The following is a 22,706-nucleotide window of genomic DNA, read 5'->3' as shown; positions in this document are numbered from 1 at the left end:
CAACGCACGTTTCCGAGCAAATCTTACGCTTTCGCCGCGCTCGCTGGTTCCGGGGCCGCCGCCTCGCTCCGCGCCTCGCCCAGGATCGCCGCGCCGACCTTCGCCGCTTCTTTCGCCGGACACCCGAGCCATCCCGCGAGCTTTCCCGCCGGAGGCAGGCCGCCGTCCTCCTCGATCGCCGCGAATACCTTCTCGACCACGTCCGCGCGCACCGCGCGAGGCCCGAAGACCGGATATCCCACCGCCGTGTGGAGCGACATCTCCGCGATCCGCGTGATCGGCATCGACACCACGCTCGGCCCCGGCGCTCGCGGCGCCTTCGCCCCCGCGAACGCCGCCACGAGCGCGCTCCGCCGCGAAAGTGCTGGCCCCTTGAGCATCGCCGGTACGTAGAGCACCCGCGCGCCCACCACGATGCCCGCCGCGGCGAGTTTGTCCCGGTCCTCCGGCGCGAGCTCGGCGATCTGCGCGGCCGCGTCCTCGGCCCTCGCCGTCCCGAGCCCCTGTTCGAGCTGATAAAGGATCCCGCGCGCCGCGGCCCCGAGCCCGCGCGGCGCGTGCGCTCGCAAGGGTGCGCAGAGCTCCTCCACGAGGTCGCGCGCGAACGCCACGAGCCGCCGCGTGATCCGCGCCCGCGCCCCCGCGCCGAGCTCCAGCAGGGCCGCGAGCTTCACGTCCGGCAGGAGCAGGCTCGATCCCCGCACGAGCCGCCCGAGCTCGCGCCCGTCCTCGAACGTGACCCGCCCCGATTCATCGACGCCGATCGCCGCGTGCCGCGCCGCGACGACGGACTCCACCCAGCGCGCCTCGTCGGTCGAAGCCCCGCCCGCCTCGCGCGCCTGCGGCGCCTTGAGCGCCGCGAGCTTGCCGAATGGATTCGCCTTGTCCATCGCGCGAAGCTCCGCCCGCGTCGGCGCCGGTTTTCGCGTGGGGCCCTGTGCCGCCCGCGCCTTGTTCCCGCCGCCGCTCTTCTCGACGAACCGCTGCACCAGCCGCTCGTGCAGCGCGTCGCTCAGCCGATCCTCGATCGCCGACGTCCGCTCCTGCCACGCCGCCGGATCCTTCACCCAGCGGCCTTGATGCGACACGTACGTCCACGTCCGGATGGCCGAGATCCGCGCAATGAGCGTATCGATGTCCCCGGCCGGATCATCGATCTCCCGCACGCGCTCGTCCATCCACGCCTCGTCGATCCATGCCCGCGGCCCGGCGAGGTGGGCGAAAATTTCCGCGAGCAGCGCGACGTGGGATTCGAAGAGCAGCTTGCGATAATCGGGGATCCGACAAACCTCCCAGAGCAGCTCCACCGCCTCGGGGCCCTGCGCCCGCGCCCGGATCGCCGGATCCTGGGCCAGCCGCGCGAGCGCCGCCGCGTCCTCGGCGCTCTCCTGCAGCACGAGCGATCGCCGCCCCGGAGAGCGCCTGAGCGAGGCGAGCAGGCCGTCGATCGAGCTCGTATCGAGATCCGCGTTCCGCCACATGAGCCGCCGGACCGCGGGGAACCTGTGCGCCTCCACGGCGTTCGCGAGGCCCTGCGGCAGCGTGAGCGGCGCGAGCGTGCCGAACGACCCATCACTCGTGTAGCGCCCCGCGCGCCCGGCGATCTGCCCGATCTCCGCGGCTTCGAGGTCCCGCACGTCGCGGCCGTCGAACTTGCGCAGCGCCGCGAACGCCACGTGCTTCACGTCGAGGTTCAGCCCCATCCCGATGGCGTCGGTCGCGACGATGTACTCGACCTCGCCCGACTGGAACATCGCGACCTGCGCATTACGCGTGCGCGGCGAGAGCGCCCCGAGCACCACGGCCGCGCCCCCGCGCGTGGCCCGCAGCCGCTCGGCGACCTCGTAGACCTCCTGCATGGAAAACGCGACGATCGCGCTCCTTTGCGGCAGCCGCGCGAGCTTCTCGGCCCCGGCGAAGGCGAGCCGGCTGAGGCGCGGGAACGACTGGATCCGCGCCGCGGGCAGGAGCTCGGCGATGATCGGCTGCATCGACGCGGCCCCCATGAACCAGGTCTCCTTCGTGCCGCGGGCATCGAGGAGGCGCTCGGTGAACACGTGCCCGCGCTGCGGGTGCGAGGCGAGCTGGATCTCGTCGACCGCGACGAACTCGACCTCGAGGTTCCGCGGCATCGCCTCGACCGTGCAGACCCAGTATTGCGGCCGGCGCGGGATACGTTTCTCCTCGCCCGTCACGAGCGCGACGCGCTGCTCCCCGAGGCGCGCCGTGATGCGGTCGTAGACCTCGCGCGCGAGCAGCCGGAGCGGCAGGCCAATCATCCCGGACTCGTGCTCCAGCATGCGCTCGACGGCCCGGTGCGTCTTGCCGGTGTTCGTCGGGCCGAGCACGGCCGTGACCGCAGAGCCAATCATCGCGGGGGCGAGCGTAGCGCGGACGGCGGGAGGCGCACGCGAGGGGACGGGAGCGGCTTCGCGCGGTCAGCCGAACTTCACATCCGGATCGATCCCATCCGCCTTCAACTGCGCATCGTCCACGCGATCGGCCACGGTCCCCTTGGGGTGCTGGTACCAGCCTTTCGGATCGGCCGTCTCGGGATTGTCGCGGACCTTCAGGATCGTGAACATGCCGCCCATGTCGATCGACGAGAAGGGACCGGGCCCGCCGCCCATCGGGATCGAGTTTTTCGGCACGGGCATGCCCATCTCGGCCATCTCGCCCATGCCGGTTTGTCCCATCGTCATGTAACCGGGGAGCAGGCTCTGCACCTTGGGGTCGATTTTCCGCGCGTCGGCCCCGACCATGACCGGCATCCCGTGGCCCATCTGGTTCATCACGTGGTGGGTCATGTGGCAATGGAAGGCCCAGTCGCCGAGCTCGTCGGGGACGAACTCGATGACGCGCGTGCTGCCGACGGGCACGAGCACGGTCGTCTCCGGATGACGCGCGACCGCCGGGATCTCGCCGCCGTCGGTCCACGTGGTCTCGAAGGTCAGGCCGTGGAAATGGATCGGGTGGTGATCCATCGCCGAGAGATTGCCGAACCGGATCCGCACGCGCTCGCCGCGGCCCACGAGGAGCGGCTCGGTCCCGGGGAAGGCCTTCGAATTGAACGTGAGCACGTTGAAATCGGTCATCTCGTTCGGATCCGGCCGGCGCGAGCCCGGCGTGATCTTCCACTCGTGCGTCATGAGCACGAAATCGCGATCGACCGGCGGACCCTTCGGCCGCTTCGGGTGCACCACGATCATCCCCATCATGCCGAGCGCCATCTGGGTCATCTCGTCGTAATGGGGGTGATACATGTACGTCCCGGCGTGCCGGAACGTGAACTCGTACACGAACGTCTCCCCGGGCTTGATCGGGCGCTGGTTCAAGCCCGACACGCCGTCCATCCCGTTCGGCAAGATCACGCCGTGCCAGTGCACCGTGGTCGGCTCGGGGAGCTTGTTCGTCACGTAAAACCGTACCCGATCGCCCTCGACGACCTCGATCGTGGGCCCGATCGTCCGGCCGTTGTAGCCCCAGCAATCGCCCTCGAGCCCCGGCGCGAACGTGTGCTTGACGGGCATGGCGACGAGGTGGCCGATCTTCACGCCGTCCTTTTCCTTGAGGGGCAAGGTCACGCCGTTCGGTGTGGTGACGGCGACCTGTCCGCCGGGGAAGGCGGCGCGCTTCGGCGCGGGACGAGGAGGCGCGGCGCCGGGTTTGGCCTGCCCAAACGATTGCGAGGCGAGCAAGGCTCCACCGGCGGCGACCCCGAACTGGACGAATTTGCGGCGATCCATGGTATCTCTTCCTTGCAATCAGTGTTCGGCGGCGGCGCCGTCGCTTCCGGAGGGGAGGTTCGTTCGCGAGGCGCCGGCGGGGCCGAGCGCGAGGCCGCGGTGGCGGCCGGCGAGGATTTGATCGAGGGCCGCGCGCGCATTCCAGTAATCGAGCAGCGTCTCGACGTAGGCGAGGGCCGATTGCGTGACCTGGCGCTGGCTCTCGAGGACCTGAAAGACGCTGACCTGCATGGCGTTGTACTGGAGCAGCGTCTCCGCGAGGGCTTTTTCGCGCGCCGGCAGGACGACTTCGCGGTAATGGCGCGCGCGCCGGCCCGCGGATTCGACGCGGTTCAGCGCGGAGCGCGCCGTCGCGCGGAGCGACGTGGCGGTCGCGAGATACCGCTCGCGCTGCGCGCCGAACTCCGAGCGCGCGCTCAGCACCGTGCCCTGGTTGCGATCGAAGATGGGCAAACCCACCGTGACGTGGCCGCCGATCTCCCACGCAAGCTCATCCCGCTCGCCGTGGAACCCGCCGGAGATGTGGGGGACGGTGCCCTCGGTCTGCGCGAGCCCGGCGCGCTTCGAGGCGACACGCATGCGCGCCTCGAGCTCCTGGAGCTCGAAGCTCGACGCGACGGCGCGCTGCTCGAGCCGCTCGACCGGGAGAGGCTCGGCCGGCGGATCCGGGAGCTTCGGATCGACGGTCCAGCCAGTCTGCTCGCCGGACAAACCCAGCGCGACGTTCAGGTTCTCGCGGGCGTCGAGCAGGCGGTTTTCCGCCTCCGCGACGTCGACGCGCGCCGACTCCACGGCCGCCCGCTGGGTGGCGAGATCCATCTCGGGGAGATTGCCGACCCGGTGGAGCTCCTCGGCCGCGGAAAAGCCGGCCTGGAACGCTTTCAGCGCGCGGACGCGGAGGTCGAGCTCCTGCTGCCGCGCCTGGACCGTGTAAAACGCCGTCCGCGTGGCGTAGGCCATGTCGAGCACCTGCCCCGCGACGCGGAGCCGCTCCGCCGCGAGCTCGGCCTCGGCGACGCCCTTGCGCAGCGGGAGCATGAGGAGCCCGGTGAGGTTGTATTCGATCCCGATGTCGAGCTGGAGCGGCTGCGCCGGATCGTTCGGGCGCCGGACGCCGATATCGATCTCGGGGTTCGGCGGCAGGCCCGCCTGGACGAACCGACCGCGGGCGATGCCGATCTCGTAAAAGGCCGCGCGCAATTCGCGGTTCTGCGCGAGCGCGATGCGCACGGCCCCGTTGGCGTCGAGCGGCTTCGACAAAAGCTTCGGCACCTCCGCCGCGATTTTCTCCCAGTCTTCGTCCTCCCCGGGCACGGACACGGCGAGATCAGGCCGGTTCCGCGCCGCGAAGATGTCGTTCACTTCGCCGACGTGCTGGGGGAGCGTCCCGCTCGCGCAGCCGGCGGACAGGCCCAAGGCGAGCAGAAGCGCGCTGAACGAAAAGAGAGACCTCGTCGTCATGGCAGGTTCCATCCGGTCAATGGTGGTGGCCGCGATGGCCTTCGTGGCCCGTGGGGGGCGGCGCGGGGGTTTTTCCGCCGTGATTTCCGTGATCGTGGCCGCCGTGATTTCCGTGATCGTGGCCGCCGTGATTTCCGTGATCGTGGCCGCCGTGTTGATGCCCGGAGCCGCCCTCGTCCTCGGAGTCGGGAAGGACGCAAGGCTTCTCGGGCACGCAGACGCTGGCGTCCCGCGGGTCCGAGGCCGCGAGCACCGCCGCGACGGGCGGACGAGGCGCCGGGGACGCCGCGGGTGATGCGGGAGAATCCGGCTGGAAGGCCGAAGGGACCTCCGGCCCGCTGCAGGCGGATGCGAAGAGCAGGGCGAGCAGGCCCAGCGTGGTCTTCATGCGTGGACTCCAAGTTCCTTCTGAATTCGGCATCACGATCGGGGGAGGGGGTGGATTCGGGCAGGCGGCTCCGGTTCATCGCGCGGCATCCGCGTCTGCGCAACCCTCGCCTTGCCGACGCAAGGGGGAGCCGCTGATTACAGTCGTCCGCAGGGTCTTTCGTCGCCAAGCCGCAGCGGCGGCGCAGCACGCTTCGTGCCAGGGCGGACCCCTCGGGTTTCCCGGAGCATCACGTGGCCAGGGGAGGAGGGAGTGACCGAACCGGTTACAACACGTGACCTCCGCGGATACGAGCGCCCTCGCGCCGCGCTGGCTTCGGGTCATGCGCATTGCTAAAGGCGTGGCATGGCGGTGTCGTCGTCGCCGCAGGCGTATCGCCTCCGCGGCCGTCTGCTCCTGACCGTGAGCCTCCTCGTGGCCCTCGTGCTCGCGAGCGGCGCGAGCGCCGTGGTCTCGGCGCTCGCGTCGCGTCGAGCCATCTTGAAGGCGCACGACCTGGAAGTGGCCTCGCGCCGCGCGGCGCTGCTCAGCGTGGTGGCGCGCGAGCAATACATCCACGAGGCGCACACGATCATCCTGCGCGACCCTTCCCACGTCGCGCACCACGACAAGTGGGTCGACAAGTTGAACGACGAGCTCCGCGCGCTCCGGCCGATGGTCGACGACGCGGGCGCCCTGCGCCTCGACGCGATCGCCGACGCGAGCTGCGACTTGAGCTGCGTCTTCACGGAGGAGATCCTGCCGGCGATCGATCGGAAAGACTGGGCGGAGGTGCATCGCTCGCACGAGCGGGCGAACGCCCTCGTCGACAGGATGACGGAGCACGCCGACGCGATCGCCGGCTACTTCGACGGTGAGGCGATGAAAGCCGAAGGCGAGTCCGCGAGCGCCGTGCGGCTCGCGCTTCTGATCGCCGTGGGCACGGGCCTGCTCGCGGCCGCGGTGGCGCTGCTCGCGGGGCGGAACCTGTGGCGGTCGTTCGCCACGCCGCTCGGGTCGCTTGAGCGCGTCGCGCGGCGCGTGGCCGAGGGGGATCGGACGGCGCGCGTCGAGCCCGTCCCCGCGGTCGAGCTCGCGGTCGTGGCGGACGCGTTCAATCGCATGCTCGACACGCTGAAGCGCGCGGAGGCGGATCTCGTGGCCGCCGAGCGTTTGGCGGCGATCGGGCGGGTCGCAGCGGGCGTGGCGCACGAGATCAACAATCCCGTCACCGTCATCCGGGGATACCTGAGCACGATGCGCGAGGAGGTGGAGAACGATGCGATGCGCGACGAGCTCCGGATCCTCGACGAGGAGGCGGCGCTTTGCCAGCGCATCGCGGAGGAGCTGCTCGTGTACGCGCGTACGCCCGCGCTCGTGCCGCGCCCCGTGGACGCGGCCGAACTGCTCCGCGACGCGGCGGATCGCGCTGAAGGCGTGCCCTCGCGAAGATCCACTTCACCGGGCGCGCCGGCCGTCGTGGTGGACGCGGAGCCAGCGATGGTCCTGGTCGATTCCTTGCGGATCCGTCAGGTGATCGTGAACCTCGTCTCGAATGCGCGCGAGGCGACGTCGAGCGCCGAGCCGGTCCTCGTCGAGGGGCGGCGCGAGGGGGACGGGTATCGTTTCGAGGTGCTCGATCGCGGCGAGGGGTTGTCGCACGACGTGATCGACCACGTCTTCGAGCCGTTCTTCACGACACGGCGGGATGGAACGGGCCTCGGCCTCGCGGTCTGTTATGGCCTCGTCACCGCGCATGGCGGGCGCATCCGGGCCGAGGCGCGGGCCGGCGGGGGCGCGCGGTTCGTCGTGGATTTGCCGGGCGTGGTCGTGGACGCCGGAAAGGAAGAAGCCGCGTGAAGCCGACGATCCTGGTGGTCGACGACAAACCGAACATGACGGCCATGCTCGCCAAGGTGCTCGGCAAGCTCGGGCGCGTCGTCACCGCGCGGGGCGTGCGATCGGCGCTGGAGGCGCTGGAGCGAGAGCCGATCACCGTGGTCCTCTGTGACCTGCGCATGAGCGACGGCGACGGGCTCGAGGTGCTCCGCGCGGTGCGCGCGCGCTGGCCGGGGGTGCCGTTCATTTTGATGACGGCGTATGCGACGGTCCCGACGGCGGTGCAGGCCATGCGCGAAGGGGCGTACGATTACGTCACGAAGCCCTTCGAGACCGACGCGCTCAAGGCCCTCGTCGAGCGCGCGCTCGCGCAGGCGGCGGTGCTCCACGAGAGCCACGAGCCGCGGGACGTGGACGGGTTTGGCGGGATGATCGGTCGTTCGCCCGCGATGCGAAGGGTCTATCAGCTCATCGAGCGCGTCGCGCCCACGGACGCGACGGTCTTGATCCTCGGCGAGACGGGGACCGGCAAGGAGCTCGTGGCCCGCGCGATTCACGAGCGCTCCTCGCGTGCGCCCTCGCGCCTGGTCGCCGTCAACTGCGCCGCCATTCCGCGGTCCTTGATCGAGAGCGAGCTCTTCGGCCACGCGCGCGGCTCCTTCACGGGGGCGACCTCCGACCGCGCCGGCCTCTTCGAGGAGGCGCACGAAAGCACGCTGTTCCTCGACGAAATCGGCGAGCTCCGCCCGACGATCCAGGCGAAGCTCACGCGCGTGCTCGAGGAGCGCTCCGTTCGCCGCATCGGCGAGCCGCGCGAGCGGAAGGTGGACGTCCGGGTGATCGCCGCGACACACCGCGACGTCCGCGGGATGGTGAAAGCCGGATCGTTCCGCGAGGATCTGTGGTTCCGCCTCAACGTGTGCGTGCTCGAGCTTCCGCCGCTGCGCGAGCGTGCGGAGGACATTCCCTTGCTCGCGCAGAGGTTCCTCGCGGAACGAGCGCCGCACGCGGGATCGAGCGCGACGCGGTTTTCCGAGGCGGCGATGGATGCGCTCAGCGCTTATCGCTGGCCGGGCAACGTGCGGGAGCTCCGGAGCGCGGTCGAGCGGGCCGCGATCATCGAGACGACGCGCGAGATCACGCTCGGCTCCTTGCCGCCGGAAATCCAGGGAGCCAACGCGGCGGCGGCCACGGGCGCGCGTGACACCGAGCTCGCGAAGCTCACGTATCGCGAGGCCGTCGATGCGTCGCGCGCCGAGGCGAGCCGCCGATACCTGGAGGCGGTGTTGAAGAGGTTTTTCGGGGACGTGACGGCCGCGGCGGAGCACGCGGGGATCGAGCGGGAGAGCTTTTACCGGCTGCTCCGGCGCGCGGGGCTCTCGGCGGACGAGTTCCGCAAATGACCCTGCGTGATCAGGGGCAGGCCCCCGCCGTCGCGACGGCCGTCCCGGCCATGTTTGCGGTGCACGCGTTCGCGTGCGTCTGGCCGTCGCATCCGCAGACCGGGTCGTAGTTCTGGTCGCACGCTTCGGGCTTGGGCTTGCAGGTCCCGGCCTGATCGATGATCGCCCCGCACATCGTGTCGATCGGAACATCGCAGAAGTAGCCCTCTCCGCACGGCATGCCGGCTTCCTCGCTGCACAGCTCGCCGCCGCCGCCCACCACACAATCGCCGTCGCTCGCCGGACAGAAGTCGTCGCACGTGCCGTCGTCGTACCAGCTTTCGAGGGCGCACACGTCCTTGCCGTCCTCGGTGACGCCGTTCATCGCGCGGGCCTCGTCCTTCGTGTAGCCGGTTTGCTCATCGCCGCCCGAGTCGACGGTGCTCCCGCAGGCAGGCAGTGCAACGAGAGCGAGCGTGAGGAGCGCGAACGTATTCGATTGGAACATGGTGTTCTCCTTCTTTCTGGTGAATCGATGGTTTGTCAGGGGGTTACGAAGAGAGTCATTGGGCGGCGATCCCGGACGGCGCCGGTCGTCTCGACGAACAAGACGTCGACCTGCTCGTTCGCCTGCGATCCGACGTCGACCGTGATCGTCTGCGCGCCGCCCGGCGCGAGGACGAACGGCGCCGTCGGATCGAACCCGTATGCGGCTTGCCCGCGGCGCAGACGAGGCGCGAGGAACGAGAGTTCGTCCGGGCAATCGTTGCGGACGACGAGGCTCCGGGTGTCGCCGGCGCCGTCGAACGAGAGGGAAAACGCCGGGTCGAGCACGAGGCACTCGGCAAGCGGCCGCGGACCGGGCTCGTACGCGCTGCCGGCGGCATTCAGGACGAGATCGAGGGGCTTGGAGCGGAGGCCGTCCGGGCCCACGATCTCGACGCGGAACTCGTGCATTTCCGTGCCGTCGACGGTGATGTCGAAGCTCCCGTCCGCGGCGACCGTCGCCACGCCCGGCGCGTCGGTCGTGTCCAGGTTCGTGACCACGACGTTGCCTCGCGGCGGCGTGACCGCGCCGGGCTCGCCCACGAAGCGCTTTGTGGTGGCCATGTCCATGGGCCCACCCGTCGAGACGAGATCCGCGAGGAGCGTGGGTTCTTCGGGGGGCGTCGGCTGGGGGCTCACGATGCACGCCCCCAGGGCGAGCGACGCGGCGAGGAGACGAAGAAGCACGCGACCGGAATGCATGCGCGGGCCGTTAGCAGGGGGCGTACCAAGGCGACACCCGGGGGCAGGACGCGCGAATTCACGAGGCAGGACGCGTGATTCGCCCGCAGGAAGTGTCTCGTTGCGACATGTGAGACACGTGTGAGACACTCCGCGGGCTTGGTCGCCCCGGGAGAGATCCTCGCCCACCGCTATCGGGTCGTCGCGACGCTCGGCGAGGGCGGCCTCGCGCGGACGTTCCTCGCGAAAGACCTCGTCCTCGAGACCGACGTCGCGCTGAAGGTGCTACGGCGCGCGGAGGACGAATGGGCCCTGCGCGCGGAGCTCGGCTACCTGGCGGGCCTCGTCCACCCGCACCTCGTCCGCGTGCTCGATTTCGGGTCTCTTCCGCGGGACGGCGAACACGCGGCGCTGCACTACCTCGCAACCGAGGTCGTCGCCGGGCGCGAGCTCGATCGGGCGGCGCCTTCGTTCGAGGCGCTCCGCGGGCCGCTCGTCGATGCCCTGTCCGCGCTCGCGTTCCTGCATCGCCTCGGGCTCCGGCACGGGGATTTCAAGCCCGCCAACGTGATGGTCGACGAGCGTGGTCGTGGCGTGCTGCTCGATCTGTCGTGCGCGGGCCGGCTCGGGAGCGTGGCGGCGCCGAGCGGGACGCCGCGGTTCATCGCGCCCGAGGTGTTACGCGGAGAGCGCGCCGATGCGCGCAGCGATCTCTACGCCGTCGGCGTCACGCTGCTCGATCTCGCGCGCGGGCACGGGCTGCCTCCTCTGGTGGAGCGCCTCGCGCGTCGGCTCGCCGATCCGGATCCCGCCGCGCGTCCCGCGTCCGCGGAGGAGGTCATCGAGGCGCTCGGCGGGCACGCGTCGTGGATACACGTCCCGCCGCGGGAAGCGCCACGGCTCGTGGGTCGGGAGGCGGAGCTCGGCCTTCTCGTGGCGCTGCTCGATCGTCTCGAAGCGGGGATGGCCGGGCCGCGGATGGCGATCGTCCGCGGCCCGGAAGGGGCAGGGAGGAGCCGCCTGCTTCGCGAGCTCAAGTGGATCGCGCAGACGCGGGTCGCGACCGTCGAAGCCCTCGCCACGACACGAAGGCCGTTCGCATCCCTCGTCACGCGCGCCGCCTCCGAGCCGCTGGCCGAAGGGAGCCTGCGCGCCGCGCTCGAGGCGCGGGATCGGCTGGTTCGTCGAGGCACACCGGTGGCGCTGCTCGTGGACGACGTCCACCTCCTGCCCGACGACGACCGCGAGGCGCTCTCGGCCCTCGCGCGGTCGCTCGATCCTTCCGATCCGGTGCTCCTCGTCGTCACCGAGATCGACCACGCGAAGGGCGTGTTCCTCGGCGAATCCGCGGGGGCCTCGGTGATCGGGCTCGGGCCGCTCGCGGCGCACGCGGTGAAGCGGTGGATGCTGGATGTCGGCCTCTCCGGCGTCGAGGCCGAGCTCTTCGCGACGACGGGCGGGCACCCCGCGGCGATCGCCGAGGTCGTCGCGGAGCTGCAAGCCGGCAGCGCGGCGGAGGGAGAGCTCGATCGTGCGATCACGAAGGGGAGCCTCGTCCCGAAGAGGCCCCGAGCCGCCGTCACGAGCGCCCTGCCGCCGGCCGAGGAGCGCGCGCTTTCGCTGCTCGTCGCGCTCTCCGGCCGCGCGCGTCTCCCCCTGCTGTCGAGCCTCGGCGTCGATGAAGCCGAAGTCTCCGCGCTGGTCGGCCGCGGCCTCGCGCGGCGGGACGCCGATGCCCTGCGGATCACGCGACGCGAGGCGGCCACGCTCGCCTTGAGCGACGAGGCGATCCGCGCGGCGCACGCGGCGATCGCGGGATCGTTCGATGCGCGTCGCGCGGATGCCGCGGCGTCGTTGGAAGAACGTCTGGACGCGGCAGGGCAGGCCGTGCGGCACTGGGCGCTCGCGGGACGGGCGACCGAGGCGACACGTCGGCTCGCCGAACACGGAGCCGACGCGGTCCGGCAACCCCGCGCATTCCGGGGCGCGGCCGAGGCGGTGGTCGACGCCGAGCACGCCGACGACGAAGCGTGGCTGCTCGCCGTGCGTGTCATCGAGCTCGCCGGCAATCCAGCGCGCGCGAGAGAAGCGATCGAACGAAGGCTCCCACGCCTCGCGAACGGGGCGCGGCGCGGCGGCGCGCTCCTCACGCTCGCGAGTTGCCTCGCGCAGCAGGGAGAGGCGCAGCGGGCGCTCACGGTCCTCGCGGAGGCCGCGCGCGAGCCTCTCGACGAGGTGGGCCGGGCGCGGCGCGCGGATCTCGAAGCACGCGCGCTCACGCGGCTCGGGCGTCACGCGGAGGCGCGCGTGGTCGCCGAGGCCGCGCTCGAAGCCGCGCCCGCGCTGCCAGACGACGACGTGCGCGCCGACCTCGTGGAGGATCTCGTCGTCGCCGCGACCCACCTCGGCGATCTCCGCGCGGCGCGGAAGTATCTTTCGCTCTCGGCCGCCGCGACCGAGCGCTCGCCGCGGCGCCTGCTCCGCGCGCGGAGCCATCGCGCCATTCACGACTACCGCGCGGGCGACGTCCGCGCGGCCCTCGCCGGCCATCGCGAGGCGCTCTGGATCGCGGAGGAGCACGGCCTGAGCGACGCCATCGCGCGGACGTGTTCGAACCTCGGCACCGCGTGCCACCAGATCGGCAGGTTCGCCGAGGCGCTCGAGGCCTACGAGCGCGGCGCGCGGGTCAGCCGCGCGCTCGGGCAGCAAGACGTCGGCCTCTTGTTCGCCTCGAACCTCGCGAAGTTATGGGCCGACGTCGGCGCCTTCGAGCGAGGCCTGCGCACCGCGACGAAAACCGAGGCGGACGCCACGGCCGCCGGGCTCGTGGCCATCGCCGCGGCGGCCGCGTCGGCGGTCGGGGAAAACGCGTTCGGTCTCGGCGACCTCGCCTTCGCGCGCGACGCCGCCGAGCGGGCCCGCGGGGCGTTCGATCGGCTCGGCATGGCGCGCGAGGCCGCCGAAGTCGCGCTCGAACGGGCCGACATCGACCTCGCGGCCGGGGACCTCTCGGCCGCGGCGCGCGCGCTCGATGCGGTGGCCGGCGAGGCGCGCGAGGCGCCCGACGTCGCGGCGCGGGAAGCGCTCGGGCGGGCGGAGCTCGACCGGCTGCGTGGCGCGCCCGCGGGCGAACGTTCGCGACTCGAAGAAGCGCTCACGTTCGCCGAGCGCGCGGGGCAGCCGGACCTCATTGCCGTATGCGCGAGCCGGCTCGCCGCGGCGCTCGACCCCTCCGGCGAACGGGCGCGCGCCATACCGCTGCGCGCCCGCGCGGACGCGCTCTGGGAGGAAGCCGCCTCGGGCCTCGCGCCCGAGCTCCGGAGCGCGTTTTTCGCCCATCCACGACGGCGCCCGCGGGCGCCTGCCGAGCTCCACGCCCGAGGCGCGCCCCAGGGACGCACGGAAAAACTCGCGCGCCTCCTCGACCTCTACCGGAAGCTCAATGGCACCGACGAGGCGAATGGCATCCTCGTCATGGCGCTCGACGCCGCCATCGAGCTCACGGGCGCCGAACGAGGCTTCCTCGTGCTCGAAGACCCGCGCTCCGGGGCGCTCTACGTGCCGGCCGCGCGGAACGTCGATCGCGAGCAGATCGGCAAGAGCCACCTCAAATTCAGCCGCTCGATCGCCGAGCAGGCGATGCGAACGGCAGAGGCCGTCTGCACTGCCGACGCGCGCGAGGACGAACGTTTCCGTGAAAATGCCTCCGTGCACGCCATGCGCCTCCGGTCCGTCATTGCCGTCCCGATCCGGTCGCCCGACGGCGTGATCGGCGCGCTCTACCTCGACAATCGATTCACCGAGGCGCGGTTTCGCGAGGCCGACATCGACCTGCTCCTCGGGTTCGCCGATCACGTCGCGCTGGTCCTCCGGCGCGCGCGCCTCATCGAGGACCTTCGGCGCCGCACCGAGGAGCTCGAAGCCGAGCGCAGCAAAGTGGAGGAGCTCGCGCGGCTCCAGGCCGCCGAGATCGTACGCCTCGGCGACGAGGTGCGCGCGAAGCAAGAGGCGCTCGACCATCGCCACGACGATCGGGGCATCATCGGCCGGAGCCCCGCCCTGCGCCGCGTGCTCGCGACGCTCGATCGCGTCGTCGCATCGCCGCTCCCGGTGCTCGTCCTCGGCGAGAGCGGCACCGGCAAGGAGCTCGTCGCGCGGGCCGTGCACGACGGGAGCCCGCGCCGGGCGGGCCCCTTCGTGGGGATCAATTGCGCCGCATTGCCTGCGAGCCTCCTCGAAGCGGAGCTCTTCGGCCACAAGCGAGGCGCCTTCACCGGCGCGGATCGCGATCGCGGGGGCCTCATGGTGGCGGCGTCGGGCGGCACGCTCTTCCTCGACGAGCTCGGCGAAATGCCGCTCGAAGTCCAGGCCAAATTGCTCCGCGTCCTGCAGGAGCGCGTGGTGCGCCCGCTCGGCAGCGACACCACGGTCCCCGTCGATTTCCGGCTCGTGTGCGCGACGAACCGGACGCTCCGGACCGAGGTCCGCGTCGGCCGTTTTCGCGAGGATCTCTATTACCGCGTCGGCGTCGTGGAGGTCACGCTGCCCCCGCTCCGCGACCGGCTCGAAGACCTGCCGGAGCTCGCGGCGCACCTCGTCGCGCGCGCGGCCCGTGAGCTCGGCAGGCCCGCTCCGCGCATCACGCCGTCGTCGATGCGCGTGCTGCTCGCCCATTCCTGGCCCGGCAACGTGCGCGAGCTCGAAAACGTGCTCATGAAGGCGATCGTGCTTGCCGAGGGCGAGGTGATCCGACCCGGCGACCTCGGCCTCCGGGAGGCGCGGCCCTTGCCGTCGCGGCGCATCGAGCGGCCGCGCGGGGATGCCGAGCGCGAGGCCATCCTGCGCGCGCTCGCCGAGAATGGCTGGAATGCCGCGCAGGCGGCCCGAACGCTCGCCATTCCACGCGCGACCTTTTATCGCCGGCTCGAACGGTATGGGATTGCGCGGCCGAGGTGAACCCTCCCGGGCGCGGGGACGAGACGTTCATTCCCATGCCGAGAGCCACGCGGCGATCCGTTGCAGGGCCGCCGGCGCGAAGGTCTCCTCGATCTGCTCGTATTCCTCGATGGCCCCCGTGACCGCGGTCTGAAATAGATGATTGAGCCCCGGCAGCTCGATCACCTCTGCGCGTGGATTGCCTCCGGCCTCGATCGCGGCCGCGATGCCCGCGAGGTGCTCGCGCGCCGGCGCCTGGAGATCCAGAGAGCCCCCGAGGGCGAGCACGGGGCAGCGGACGGCGCGCAGGAATGGCTCCGGATCGGAGCGCAGGAAACTCGTGAACGAGGGAGCACTCACGATGGTGGCCATGGTTTCGGCGGTTCGCTCCATTTCTTCGTCCGCCGGGCGCTCGCCCTCGGGCAGCGCCGCGAGCTCTTCGAGGAGGACACGTTTTCCCATGTCGAAGGCCGCGCCCGGGTCCGGCGCGGCGAGCACGGCTGCGAAGACACGCTCGTTCATGCGGCGTTCGCGCAGGACGGCGCCTTCGTCTGCGCCGCGGCTCCGGGCGAGGAGCGCGCTCTGCAGGTGGATTGCATCGATCCCGGGCAAACCGGGTCCGGCCAGCATGACGAGGAACGCGAGCTCCGGGTCATGCGCCGCCGCCATCGCCGCCACGAGGGCGCCCTCGCTGTGCCCGAGGAGCCCGGTCCGTCTCGGATCGACCGCTTCGTATTGCCGCAGGAATGCAAGGCCCCGGGCCACGTCCCGCGCGAGATCCTCCTGGGTCGCTCGGGTATCGTCTCCCGTGGAGCCGCCCACGCCCCGATCGTCCACGCGCAGCGTGGCGAATCCGCGCCGGGTCAGGTGATCCGCGAGAACGAGGAAAGGGCGATGGTCCGCGACTTCTTCATTCCGATCCTGCGGTCCTGAGCCCGTCACGAAGAGCACGGCCGGCGCCTTTGGCACACCCCGCGGCAGCGTCAGGGTGCCGGCGAGTGTGATTTCGGGAGAGGCTCCCTCGTAGGAGACGTCGCGCTCCTCGTAGGGGAACGGGGGAACCGGGTCCTGGGGTCTCCGCGGCATGACGCGCGTCAGGATGACCGAAAAGCGGGCGCGCCGCACCCACGGCACGCGCCGAAGTGGCCCAGGCATTGCTGCAACCCGAGGCACGCGAGCGGATGCTCGCGAAGGGTGATCATCGTGAAAAAGGGGGCGCCGTCATGAGAAATGGAATCATTGCGAAACAGATGCTTCCCACCTTCGCCGTCTGCTTCCTCTTTTCGCTTCCGGCGTTTGCCGATCTCTACGAGATCGAGACCCGGACCTGCGATCGCGAGGATGCCGGCACCGACTCGGATGTGCTGATCGACATCGTCGGTGATCGGGGGAGGGTCCAGGGTTTTCGGCCTGCATCGCCCGAGAGGAACGACTTCCGGCGCAATCAGGTGGATACGTATCAGGTGTCGGCGTCGAACATCGGGGTCCTCCGGTGGCTGCGCATCAACCTGAGCGGCACCGACGGCTGGTGCATGGAATCGATCAGGCTGAGAAACCTCGACACCGGCCGGAGCTGGTTGTGGAGGTACGGCTCCTGGATCGACACGGACTCGGCGTATCCCGCGACGGTGATGTGCAGGGTCGGCCAGCGTTACTGCAGATGACGCGCGTCTCGGCCCTCGGCTGGCCACGGGAACGGCTCGTTCCTCTCGTCTCCGAGTGCTAAACCTCCCGATATGCCCCCGGCCGACACACCGACCCAGGAAGCTCCTCGTTCGAGCGACCGTCGGTCCTGGCGCGACCGATTCCTCGACGCCCTCGTTTGGTCCTACGGCCTGGTCCTCGTCGCCGTGCTGATCACGCGTTACGGGCTCGGGGATCGGACCTGGTGGTCCTTCGCGGCGAACGCGTTGCTTCTTTACGCGTTCTTGCCAGCGCCCGTGATTCTGCTGGCGGTCGCGCTTCGTCGCCGGCGTGAGGGGTATGCCATCGTCGGCCTTTCGGCGCTCCTCTTCGCGTGGCTCTGGGGCGGTCTTTTCGTGCCGCGCGGTGGAACCGCGCAGGCAACCGAGAACGCGCTCCGCGTCATGAGTTACAATACCCTCGGCTTCAATCCGAACACGGCCGCGACGATACGCGTGATCCGCGAGGTGGATGCCGACATCGTGGCCCTGCAGGAGGTGACCCCCGAGCATGCGGCCGCGCTGGAGCAAGCGCTCTCCGAAAGGTATCCCTACCGCCTGCTCGATGCGAGACCCGGCGTGACGGGCAGCGGCCTTCTGAGCCGCCATCCGCTCCGCAAAGTCGATGCGAGCCCCCTCGATCGTATCGCGTGGATAGGTACACCGATGGTCGTGGAGCTCGATATCGGGACAGAACACGTGACCTTCGTCAACTTCCACACCGTCGCCGGGCCCGCGAATGCGCGCGCGCGCGACGAACAAGCGCGGGCCCTCTCCGACTTCGCGGCCGCGCACGTGGGCCCCTTGATCTTCGCGGGTGATCTGAACGCGACCGATCAGAACGCGGCGCATGCGATCGTCACCCGCGTGATGCGCGACGCCTTTCGCGACGCGGGGTGGGGCTTCGGGCACACGTTCCCGGGCGAACCCACGCCCGAGCGCGGCGGCTCACGCCCGGTCCTCCTCGGCGTGCCCGTGCCGACCTGGCTCGTGCGAATCGATTACATCTTTCACTCGAACGCACTCGAAACGATCGACGCGCGGCTCGGTCCAGGCGACGGCGGCAGCGATCACCGTCCGGTCGTCGCGACGCTTTCGTTTCGCCACGCGCCCAGCAGAGACCGTTGAGAGGTGAGGCCATGACCCCCCAAATCGCATCCTTGTGGCTCGAATTCGAGGAATGGGAGCCGCCGGACGAGGTGCCCGATTTCTTCAACATGATGATCCGGCTCCACGACGGCCGAGAGTACGCCTTGAACGTGTGGACCTTCGCGTTCGTCGAGCAGCTACGAAAAGAGCTGCACGAGGAGCGCTCGGCTCCTGTCTTCACGGTGGGTCCGGACCTCATCGTCGACGTCGCGGACCGACCCACGCTCGAGGCGATAGCCGATCGGCTCGTTCAGGAGCAATCGCTACGAGATGAATGGTTGGTGCGCGAAGACGACACGCCGATCGCGTGACCCATCACCTCCGCTTGACATCATCCTGTCATTCCGGTTAGTGTTGTTTGGCACGAACACACACGATTCGGACGCTCGATCCAGAGAGCGAGGGTTTCCGTGAACGATATGCACTCCTCGCAGTCATCGAAATACCTTGGTCGCATCAAGCGCGCGGCCTCCACGTTGCTCATCGCCGCGATGCCCATGCTCGGGCTCGGCGTCGTCGCAGGCTGCGCCTGGCAGCCCACGAACCTCCGCGTGGATCCCGCATTCACCTCCAAGGAGCTCGTCACGGGCAGGATCGCGATCATGCCCGTGAAGTTCGACACCACCCACGTGGGCCCCAGGGAGCGCTCGCTGGTGGTCGCGCAGTTCATTCGCGCGACCCGGCAGAACCGACAAGACATCCCGATCGTCAGCAACGCCGAGCACGATCAAGCCCTCCAGGGTGCACTCCAAGAAGAGTCCAAGTACCTGCGTGTCTACGAGGAAGGAGGCACCGACCCGAGCCGGCTCGCCGAGCTCAAGGCCTCCCTCGACGCGCGATACTTCGTCCTGGCGCGCCTGCATTACGAGCAAACCGTCCACGGCGCCGGGAGCATGGGCGGCAACGCCGTCGAATCCACGCTTTCAGGGAAGGTGTCGATCGTCGATACAACCTCGGGCGCCATCGTGTGGGAAGGAGATTTCTCCAGCACGCGGAGCGGCGTCGACACCCAGGTCGACCCCCACCCCTCCGCCCACGCATTGCCATTCTTCTCGACCTTCGTCCGCGCCTGGCCCAAGCAGCCCTGAGGCCCCATCGGGCAGCCGTAGCGCCGGGGTTTCACCCCGGGCCCGACCAGGGGTTGTCCACCCCTGGACCCGGACCAGCGCAAGCGCTGGACCCGGGGTCGATGAACTGCGCGATGCGCAGTTCATCGAACAGGTCGAGGCAAGACAAGTTGTGATCCTGCCAACTGAGGTCGCCGTGGCCGGCAACACCGTCCCTGGTCTTGGCACCGGCCTGTGGGAAGAACTGCGCATCGCGCAGTTCTTCCCCTAAAGGTCCAGCGCTTGCGCTGGTCCGGGTCGAGGGGCGGATAGCCCCCGCGGGGCCCGGGGCAGAGCCCCGGCGCGGCGGGCGGTTCAGCCTTTCGGGATCGGCGGCTCGTTCCCGTCGAGCCATACGGAGGCGCCGAGCGTGTCAGCCGTCACGTTGACCTTGGCGACCTCGCCTCGAGCACGCGTGAAGGTGCTCGAGAATATCTGCGCCTCCTCCGGGGTTGCGCCGCCATCGTCCAACATTGCCTCGAAGAGGTAGCGCGTGGCCATCACCCAATCGCCGGCCGCTGCCGCGGAAAGCCCGAGCCGGCCAAGCGCCGTGGGTTCGCCCGGCCGAACCCGCAGGGCGTGCGGGTACGCCCGCAGCGCCATCTCGTTAGAGCCCGCAGCGCGCGCCGCATCGGCGAGACGCATGTAACGATCAAAGTCAAGCTCTTTCGACTTGGTGCTCGAAGCGGGTTCTGCATCTTCGGCCGTGTTGGGTGCGTTGGCGGGGGAGGCCGGCACGGCGCCTCAAACGTTGTTCCGAACCCCAGTCGACTTGACATGCCTCGCTTCGCTCGCGTACTGTCGCTTACTGTCGCTGGTTCATTCGAAAGTAATGAGGTCAACCCATGTCGATTCCCACGACCCCCCAGCCCCCCTATCCCACTTACACCGATGCGGTTCTGCGCGAGCCGGCCAACTACGGCGTGTTGGCGCAACTCGAAGGCACTTGGGTCAACGACAACCCGACCAAGAGCAACATCGGCTGGGGACTCCACACCACCTGCATGCCCTCTCCCGGCACCAACACGGAGACCATTTTCGGCATCTTCCACTTCCTATGCGAAGACTATACGGAAGAGCTCACCTTTACCTTGGTGGACGGCGGCGTGCGTAATCGCGGCGGGACCAATGAACAATTCGTCGGCGCGGTCAAATACAACCAAAGCATCCAGCGGGTCAGGGACGGGGTCGGCATCCACGAAGAAGACGGGATGTATTTGTGGCTGAATCAAATGTACAACCATCCGGCGGACGAACAATCCGTGCTGGAAGACAACGGCTATCCCGGCATTTCGATCGGCGCGGGCGCGAACGGCCCCAATTTCGTGCCGCCCTACTCCATCGCACGTAGCGGCACGATTCCGCACGGCAGCTCGATTTTGCTCACCGGGGGCTTTCAAGTCGTGGACAACGGTAAACCCGAATTCCCCAGCGGCCTCGCCGCGTGGCAAATCCCGTTTCTCTCGATGTCGTCCAGCATGGGCGTATCCGAGAAAGATCCGATCAACCTCGACAGACCGGCACCGGACTGGGTGCATGACAAATCGCTGCCGGTGATCGACCCCGACGGCAATCGCACCTACATCCAGCGGATTCTGGCGGACAGCCACTACCCGTACTCGGCCCGCCCGGACCTGCGCCTGCGCGACGCGATCAAAGACCAAAACATCAAGGGCTACACCTTGATCGAGCTCTCCACCAACCATGACGGCGGCCCCCAAGGCGGGATCTTGAATACTCCGTTCATCCAACGTTTCGCCCGCGCCGCCGACATGAAGCTGCGTCTGTGGATCGAAACCGTGGTCGAAGACGGTAAGGAAATTCTCCAGCTGCAATATGAACAAATCACGTTTTTCGAGTTCATGTTCGGCTCGAGCGGCAAGACCACCCGTTGGCCCCACATTCAGATCAACACCTTGCGCAAAAAAGCCTGAGCCCACGGGCGGGACGTGTCGGCCGCGTCCGCCCGCGTTCCGCGAATCGTGCGACAATCGTCGTGCGCCGGAGGCTTCCGTCGATCGCCCGTGTTCGATGTCCACATCGCCCCGACGCCGCCGCAGTCCTCGGCAGCCGCGGTGAGGGCGCGACCCGAGCGACACGTCTGGCCCGAGGCGGCACGGACCCCAGTTCGTCTCCTGAACCCGCCGTACAGCGTAACATCGAGAAAGGACAGTGGCATGAGTGATTCCATCTTCGACGTGGCCATCGTGGGAGGAGGCGTCTCCGGCGTGTATGCCGCATGGCGACTCGCGACCGAGAAACAGAAGCGCGTGGTGGTGCTCGAGGCGAGCCATCGCATTGGCGGCCGCCTCCTCTCGGTAACCCCGCCCGGAGCCCCCGGCCTTGCCAAGGCCGAGCTCGGGGGCATGCGTATCCTGCCCTCGGTGCAGAAGCGCATCGTCAACCTCCTCTACGAGCTCAACAAGGACGCCGAGCAGAAGATCGAGACCTATGACTTCCCCGTCGACGCCCCCGCGAACATCGCTTACCTTCGCGGCACCCACCTGCGGCTCGACGACTTCGAGGTCGAGCCGGCCAAGGTGCCCTACCGCCTGCGTTTTCAGGAGCACGGGAAGACCGCCGGGGCCATCGTGGTCAGCGCGATCGAACAAATCGTGCCTGGAATCACGAATCCGGATCTGAACGACGAGCAGCGCCACGAGATGGCCCGCCGGGCCACCTTCGACGGCAAGCCGCTCCACGAGCAGGGGTTCTGGGAGGTGCTCGCCCGCGTGATGAGCGGGGAGGCTTATCAGCTTGCCCTCGCCGCCGGCGGATACCAGTCGACGATCAACAACTGGAACGCGGCGGACGCGATTCCCTGGTATCTGACGGATTTCGGCATCACGCCCCATTACGAGGGGTTCAAGCAAGGCTTCCAGCAGGTGCCTTTGACCCTCGCCGAGCGGTTCAAGGCGGCGGGCGGCACGATCCAGCTCGGGGCGCGGGTCAAAGGCTTCGAGGTGACGGACGGGAGCGTGCAGGTGGAATTCAGCGACCGCCCGCCGATCACCGCGAAAGCGTTGATTCTGGCCATGCCGCGCCGGTCCTTGGAGCTGCTCGCGGAGGGGAGCGAGTTTTTGCGGAGGGAATCGGTGGACAAGCTGATCCGCTCCGTCACCCCGCAACCGCTCTTCAAGCTCTTCACCACGTACCAGTACCCGTGGTGGCGGCCCGCCGGCGTGCAAACGGGCCGCACGACGACCGATCTGCCGGTGCGGCAGACGTATTACTGGCCGACCCGCGAAGGCAAGGCGGTCGAGCAGGGCCCGGCGATGCTCCTGGCGAGCTACGACGACGGAAACAACATTGGCTTCTGGGATAGCTTCCGCGACAAGCGCGGCCGCGGCTGGCAGAAGCTCGCGAAGCTCGTGCCGGAGAAGAAAAAGTTCAAGGGGGTACGCGAGAGCGCGGGGCGCGGCGACGATATGGAGCCCGAGTGGAAGGCGCACGCGGCGCCCGAGGGCATGGTGAAGGAGATCGAGCGCCAGCTCGCCGTGGTGCACGGACTTTCGTACACGCCAGAGGTCCAGGAGGCGGCGTACATGGACTGGGGCGACGATCCTTATGGCGGCGGCTGGAACAGCTGGAACGTCGGGGTGAAGAGCGCGGATGTGCGCGATCGGATCACCCAGCCGGTCGGCGACGCGCCGGTGTACATCTGCGGCGAGGCTTATTCCGATGCCCAGGGATGGGTGGAGGGCGCCTTGCAGACCGCCGACATCGTGCTTGGCAAGCTCGGCATTCCGCCTCTTCCCGCCGCCCCTGAAAAGGCTGGCTGAGGACGGGGGGCAGGGGACTCGAGAAGCGTT

The 22,706-nt window shown here is 69.3% G+C and carries 17 protein-coding genes; 9 read left to right on the top strand and 8 right to left on the bottom strand.

Translation table 11 applies throughout. The features are described 5' to 3' along the window. Nucleotides 1-23: 23 nt before the first annotated feature. From QHF83_RS13620 to QHF83_RS13605, 4 genes are all read right to left on the bottom strand, one after another. Nucleotides 24-2,372, bottom strand: a complete 2,349-nt coding sequence (locus tag QHF83_RS13620) for a helicase-related protein (RefSeq protein ID WP_282418244.1) — start codon at nt 2,370-2,372, stop codon at nt 24-26. Nucleotides 2,373-2,438: 66 nt separating this feature from the next. Further along, nucleotides 2,439-3,746, bottom strand: a complete 1,308-nt coding sequence (locus QHF83_RS13615) for a copper oxidase (protein WP_282418243.1) — start codon at nt 3,744-3,746, stop codon at nt 2,439-2,441. 18 nt (nt 3,747-3,764) lie between these two features. Beyond that, on the bottom strand, nt 3,765-5,207 hold the full coding sequence (locus QHF83_RS13610) for a TolC family protein (protein ID WP_282418242.1): 1,443 nt from the start codon (nt 5,205-5,207) through the stop codon (nt 3,765-3,767). A 16-nt stretch (nt 5,208-5,223) separates the two neighbouring features. Continuing rightward, the gene (locus QHF83_RS13605; RefSeq protein ID WP_282418241.1) at nt 5,224-5,595 is read right to left on the bottom strand and encodes a hypothetical protein; all 372 of its coding nucleotides are present in this window, start codon (nt 5,593-5,595) and stop codon (nt 5,224-5,226) included. Nucleotides 5,596-5,940: 345 nt separating this feature from the next. Here QHF83_RS13605 and QHF83_RS13600 point away from each other — a divergent pair, with 345 nt between their 5' ends. Further along, nucleotides 5,941-7,434 (top strand): HAMP domain-containing sensor histidine kinase, encoded by a 1,494-nt coding sequence (locus QHF83_RS13600; protein ID WP_282418240.1) that lies wholly within the window; start codon nt 5,941-5,943, stop codon nt 7,432-7,434. Next, nucleotides 7,431-8,816 carry a sigma-54 dependent transcriptional regulator gene (locus QHF83_RS13595; RefSeq protein WP_282418239.1) on the top strand — a complete coding sequence of 462 codons (1,386 nt, stop codon included), beginning with the start codon at nt 7,431-7,433 and terminating at the stop codon, nt 8,814-8,816. Before QHF83_RS13600 ends, QHF83_RS13595 begins: the two co-directional genes overlap by 4 nt. Before the next feature lie 10 nt (nt 8,817-8,826). Here the strand turns inward: QHF83_RS13595 and QHF83_RS13590 are convergent, their stop codons facing one another. Both QHF83_RS13590 and QHF83_RS13585 read right to left on the bottom strand, forming a co-directional pair. Continuing rightward, nucleotides 8,827-9,303: a Kazal-type serine protease inhibitor domain-containing protein gene (locus QHF83_RS13590; protein WP_282418238.1), complete on the bottom strand. Its 477-nt coding sequence runs from the start codon at nt 9,301-9,303 to the stop codon at nt 8,827-8,829. A 35-nt stretch (nt 9,304-9,338) separates the two neighbouring features. After that, nucleotides 9,339-10,043 (bottom strand): hypothetical protein, encoded by a 705-nt coding sequence (locus tag QHF83_RS13585; protein WP_282418237.1) that lies wholly within the window; start codon nt 10,041-10,043, stop codon nt 9,339-9,341. A 138-nt stretch (nt 10,044-10,181) separates the two neighbouring features. Between QHF83_RS13585 and QHF83_RS13580 the strand changes: the two genes are divergently transcribed. Continuing rightward, entirely contained in the window at nt 10,182-14,978 is a 4,797-nt protein-coding gene (locus QHF83_RS13580; RefSeq protein WP_282418236.1) for a sigma 54-interacting transcriptional regulator, read from the top strand. 27 nt (nt 14,979-15,005) lie between these two features. Here QHF83_RS13580 and QHF83_RS13575 read toward each other — a convergent pair whose 3' ends face one another. Beyond that, nucleotides 15,006-16,043, bottom strand: coding sequence for an alpha/beta hydrolase (locus QHF83_RS13575; protein WP_282418235.1), 1,038 nt, complete (start codon nt 16,041-16,043; stop codon nt 15,006-15,008). A gap of 137 nt (nt 16,044-16,180) precedes the next feature. On the opposite strand from QHF83_RS13575, the gene QHF83_RS13570 reads away from it, so the two are divergent. The 4 genes from QHF83_RS13570 to QHF83_RS13555 all read left to right on the top strand — a co-directional run bounded on the left by QHF83_RS13570 (nt 16,181) and on the right by QHF83_RS13555 (nt 18,876). After that, a complete protein-coding gene (locus tag QHF83_RS13570) occupies nt 16,181-16,621 on the top strand; it encodes a PLAT/LH2 domain-containing protein (RefSeq protein ID WP_282418234.1) in 441 nt (146 codons plus the stop codon). 72 nt (nt 16,622-16,693) lie between these two features. Next, entirely contained in the window at nt 16,694-17,767 is a 1,074-nt protein-coding gene (locus tag QHF83_RS13565) for an endonuclease/exonuclease/phosphatase family protein (RefSeq protein WP_282418233.1), read from the top strand. A gap of 11 nt (nt 17,768-17,778) precedes the next feature. Then, on the top strand, nt 17,779-18,099 hold the full coding sequence (locus QHF83_RS13560) for a hypothetical protein (RefSeq protein ID WP_282418232.1): 321 nt from the start codon (nt 17,779-17,781) through the stop codon (nt 18,097-18,099). Between the two features lie 99 nt (nt 18,100-18,198). Further along, a complete protein-coding gene (locus QHF83_RS13555) occupies nt 18,199-18,876 on the top strand; it encodes a hypothetical protein (protein ID WP_282418231.1) in 678 nt (225 codons plus the stop codon). Between the two features lie 333 nt (nt 18,877-19,209). Here the strand turns inward: QHF83_RS13555 and QHF83_RS13550 are convergent, their stop codons facing one another. Continuing rightward, nucleotides 19,210-19,632 carry a hypothetical protein gene (locus QHF83_RS13550; protein ID WP_282418230.1) on the bottom strand — a complete coding sequence of 141 codons (423 nt, stop codon included), beginning with the start codon at nt 19,630-19,632 and terminating at the stop codon, nt 19,210-19,212. 107 nt (nt 19,633-19,739) lie between these two features. On the opposite strand from QHF83_RS13550, the gene QHF83_RS13545 reads away from it, so the two are divergent. Both QHF83_RS13545 and QHF83_RS13540 read left to right on the top strand, forming a co-directional pair. After that, entirely contained in the window at nt 19,740-20,828 is a 1,089-nt protein-coding gene (locus QHF83_RS13545; protein ID WP_282418229.1) for a peroxidase, FMP-type, read from the top strand. A gap of 243 nt (nt 20,829-21,071) precedes the next feature. Beyond that, nucleotides 21,072-22,676, top strand: coding sequence for an NAD(P)/FAD-dependent oxidoreductase (locus QHF83_RS13540; protein ID WP_282418228.1), 1,605 nt, complete (start codon nt 21,072-21,074; stop codon nt 22,674-22,676). Nucleotides 22,677-22,706 lie beyond the last annotated feature (30 nt).

The organism is Polyangium sp. 15x6 (genome assembly GCF_029960785.1).
In the GTDB taxonomy this organism is placed as follows: domain Bacteria; phylum Myxococcota_A; class Polyangia; order Polyangiales; family Polyangiaceae; genus Polyangium.
The sequence above is the reverse complement of the archived record's forward strand: the minus strand, read 5'-3'. Positions and strand labels throughout refer to the sequence as shown.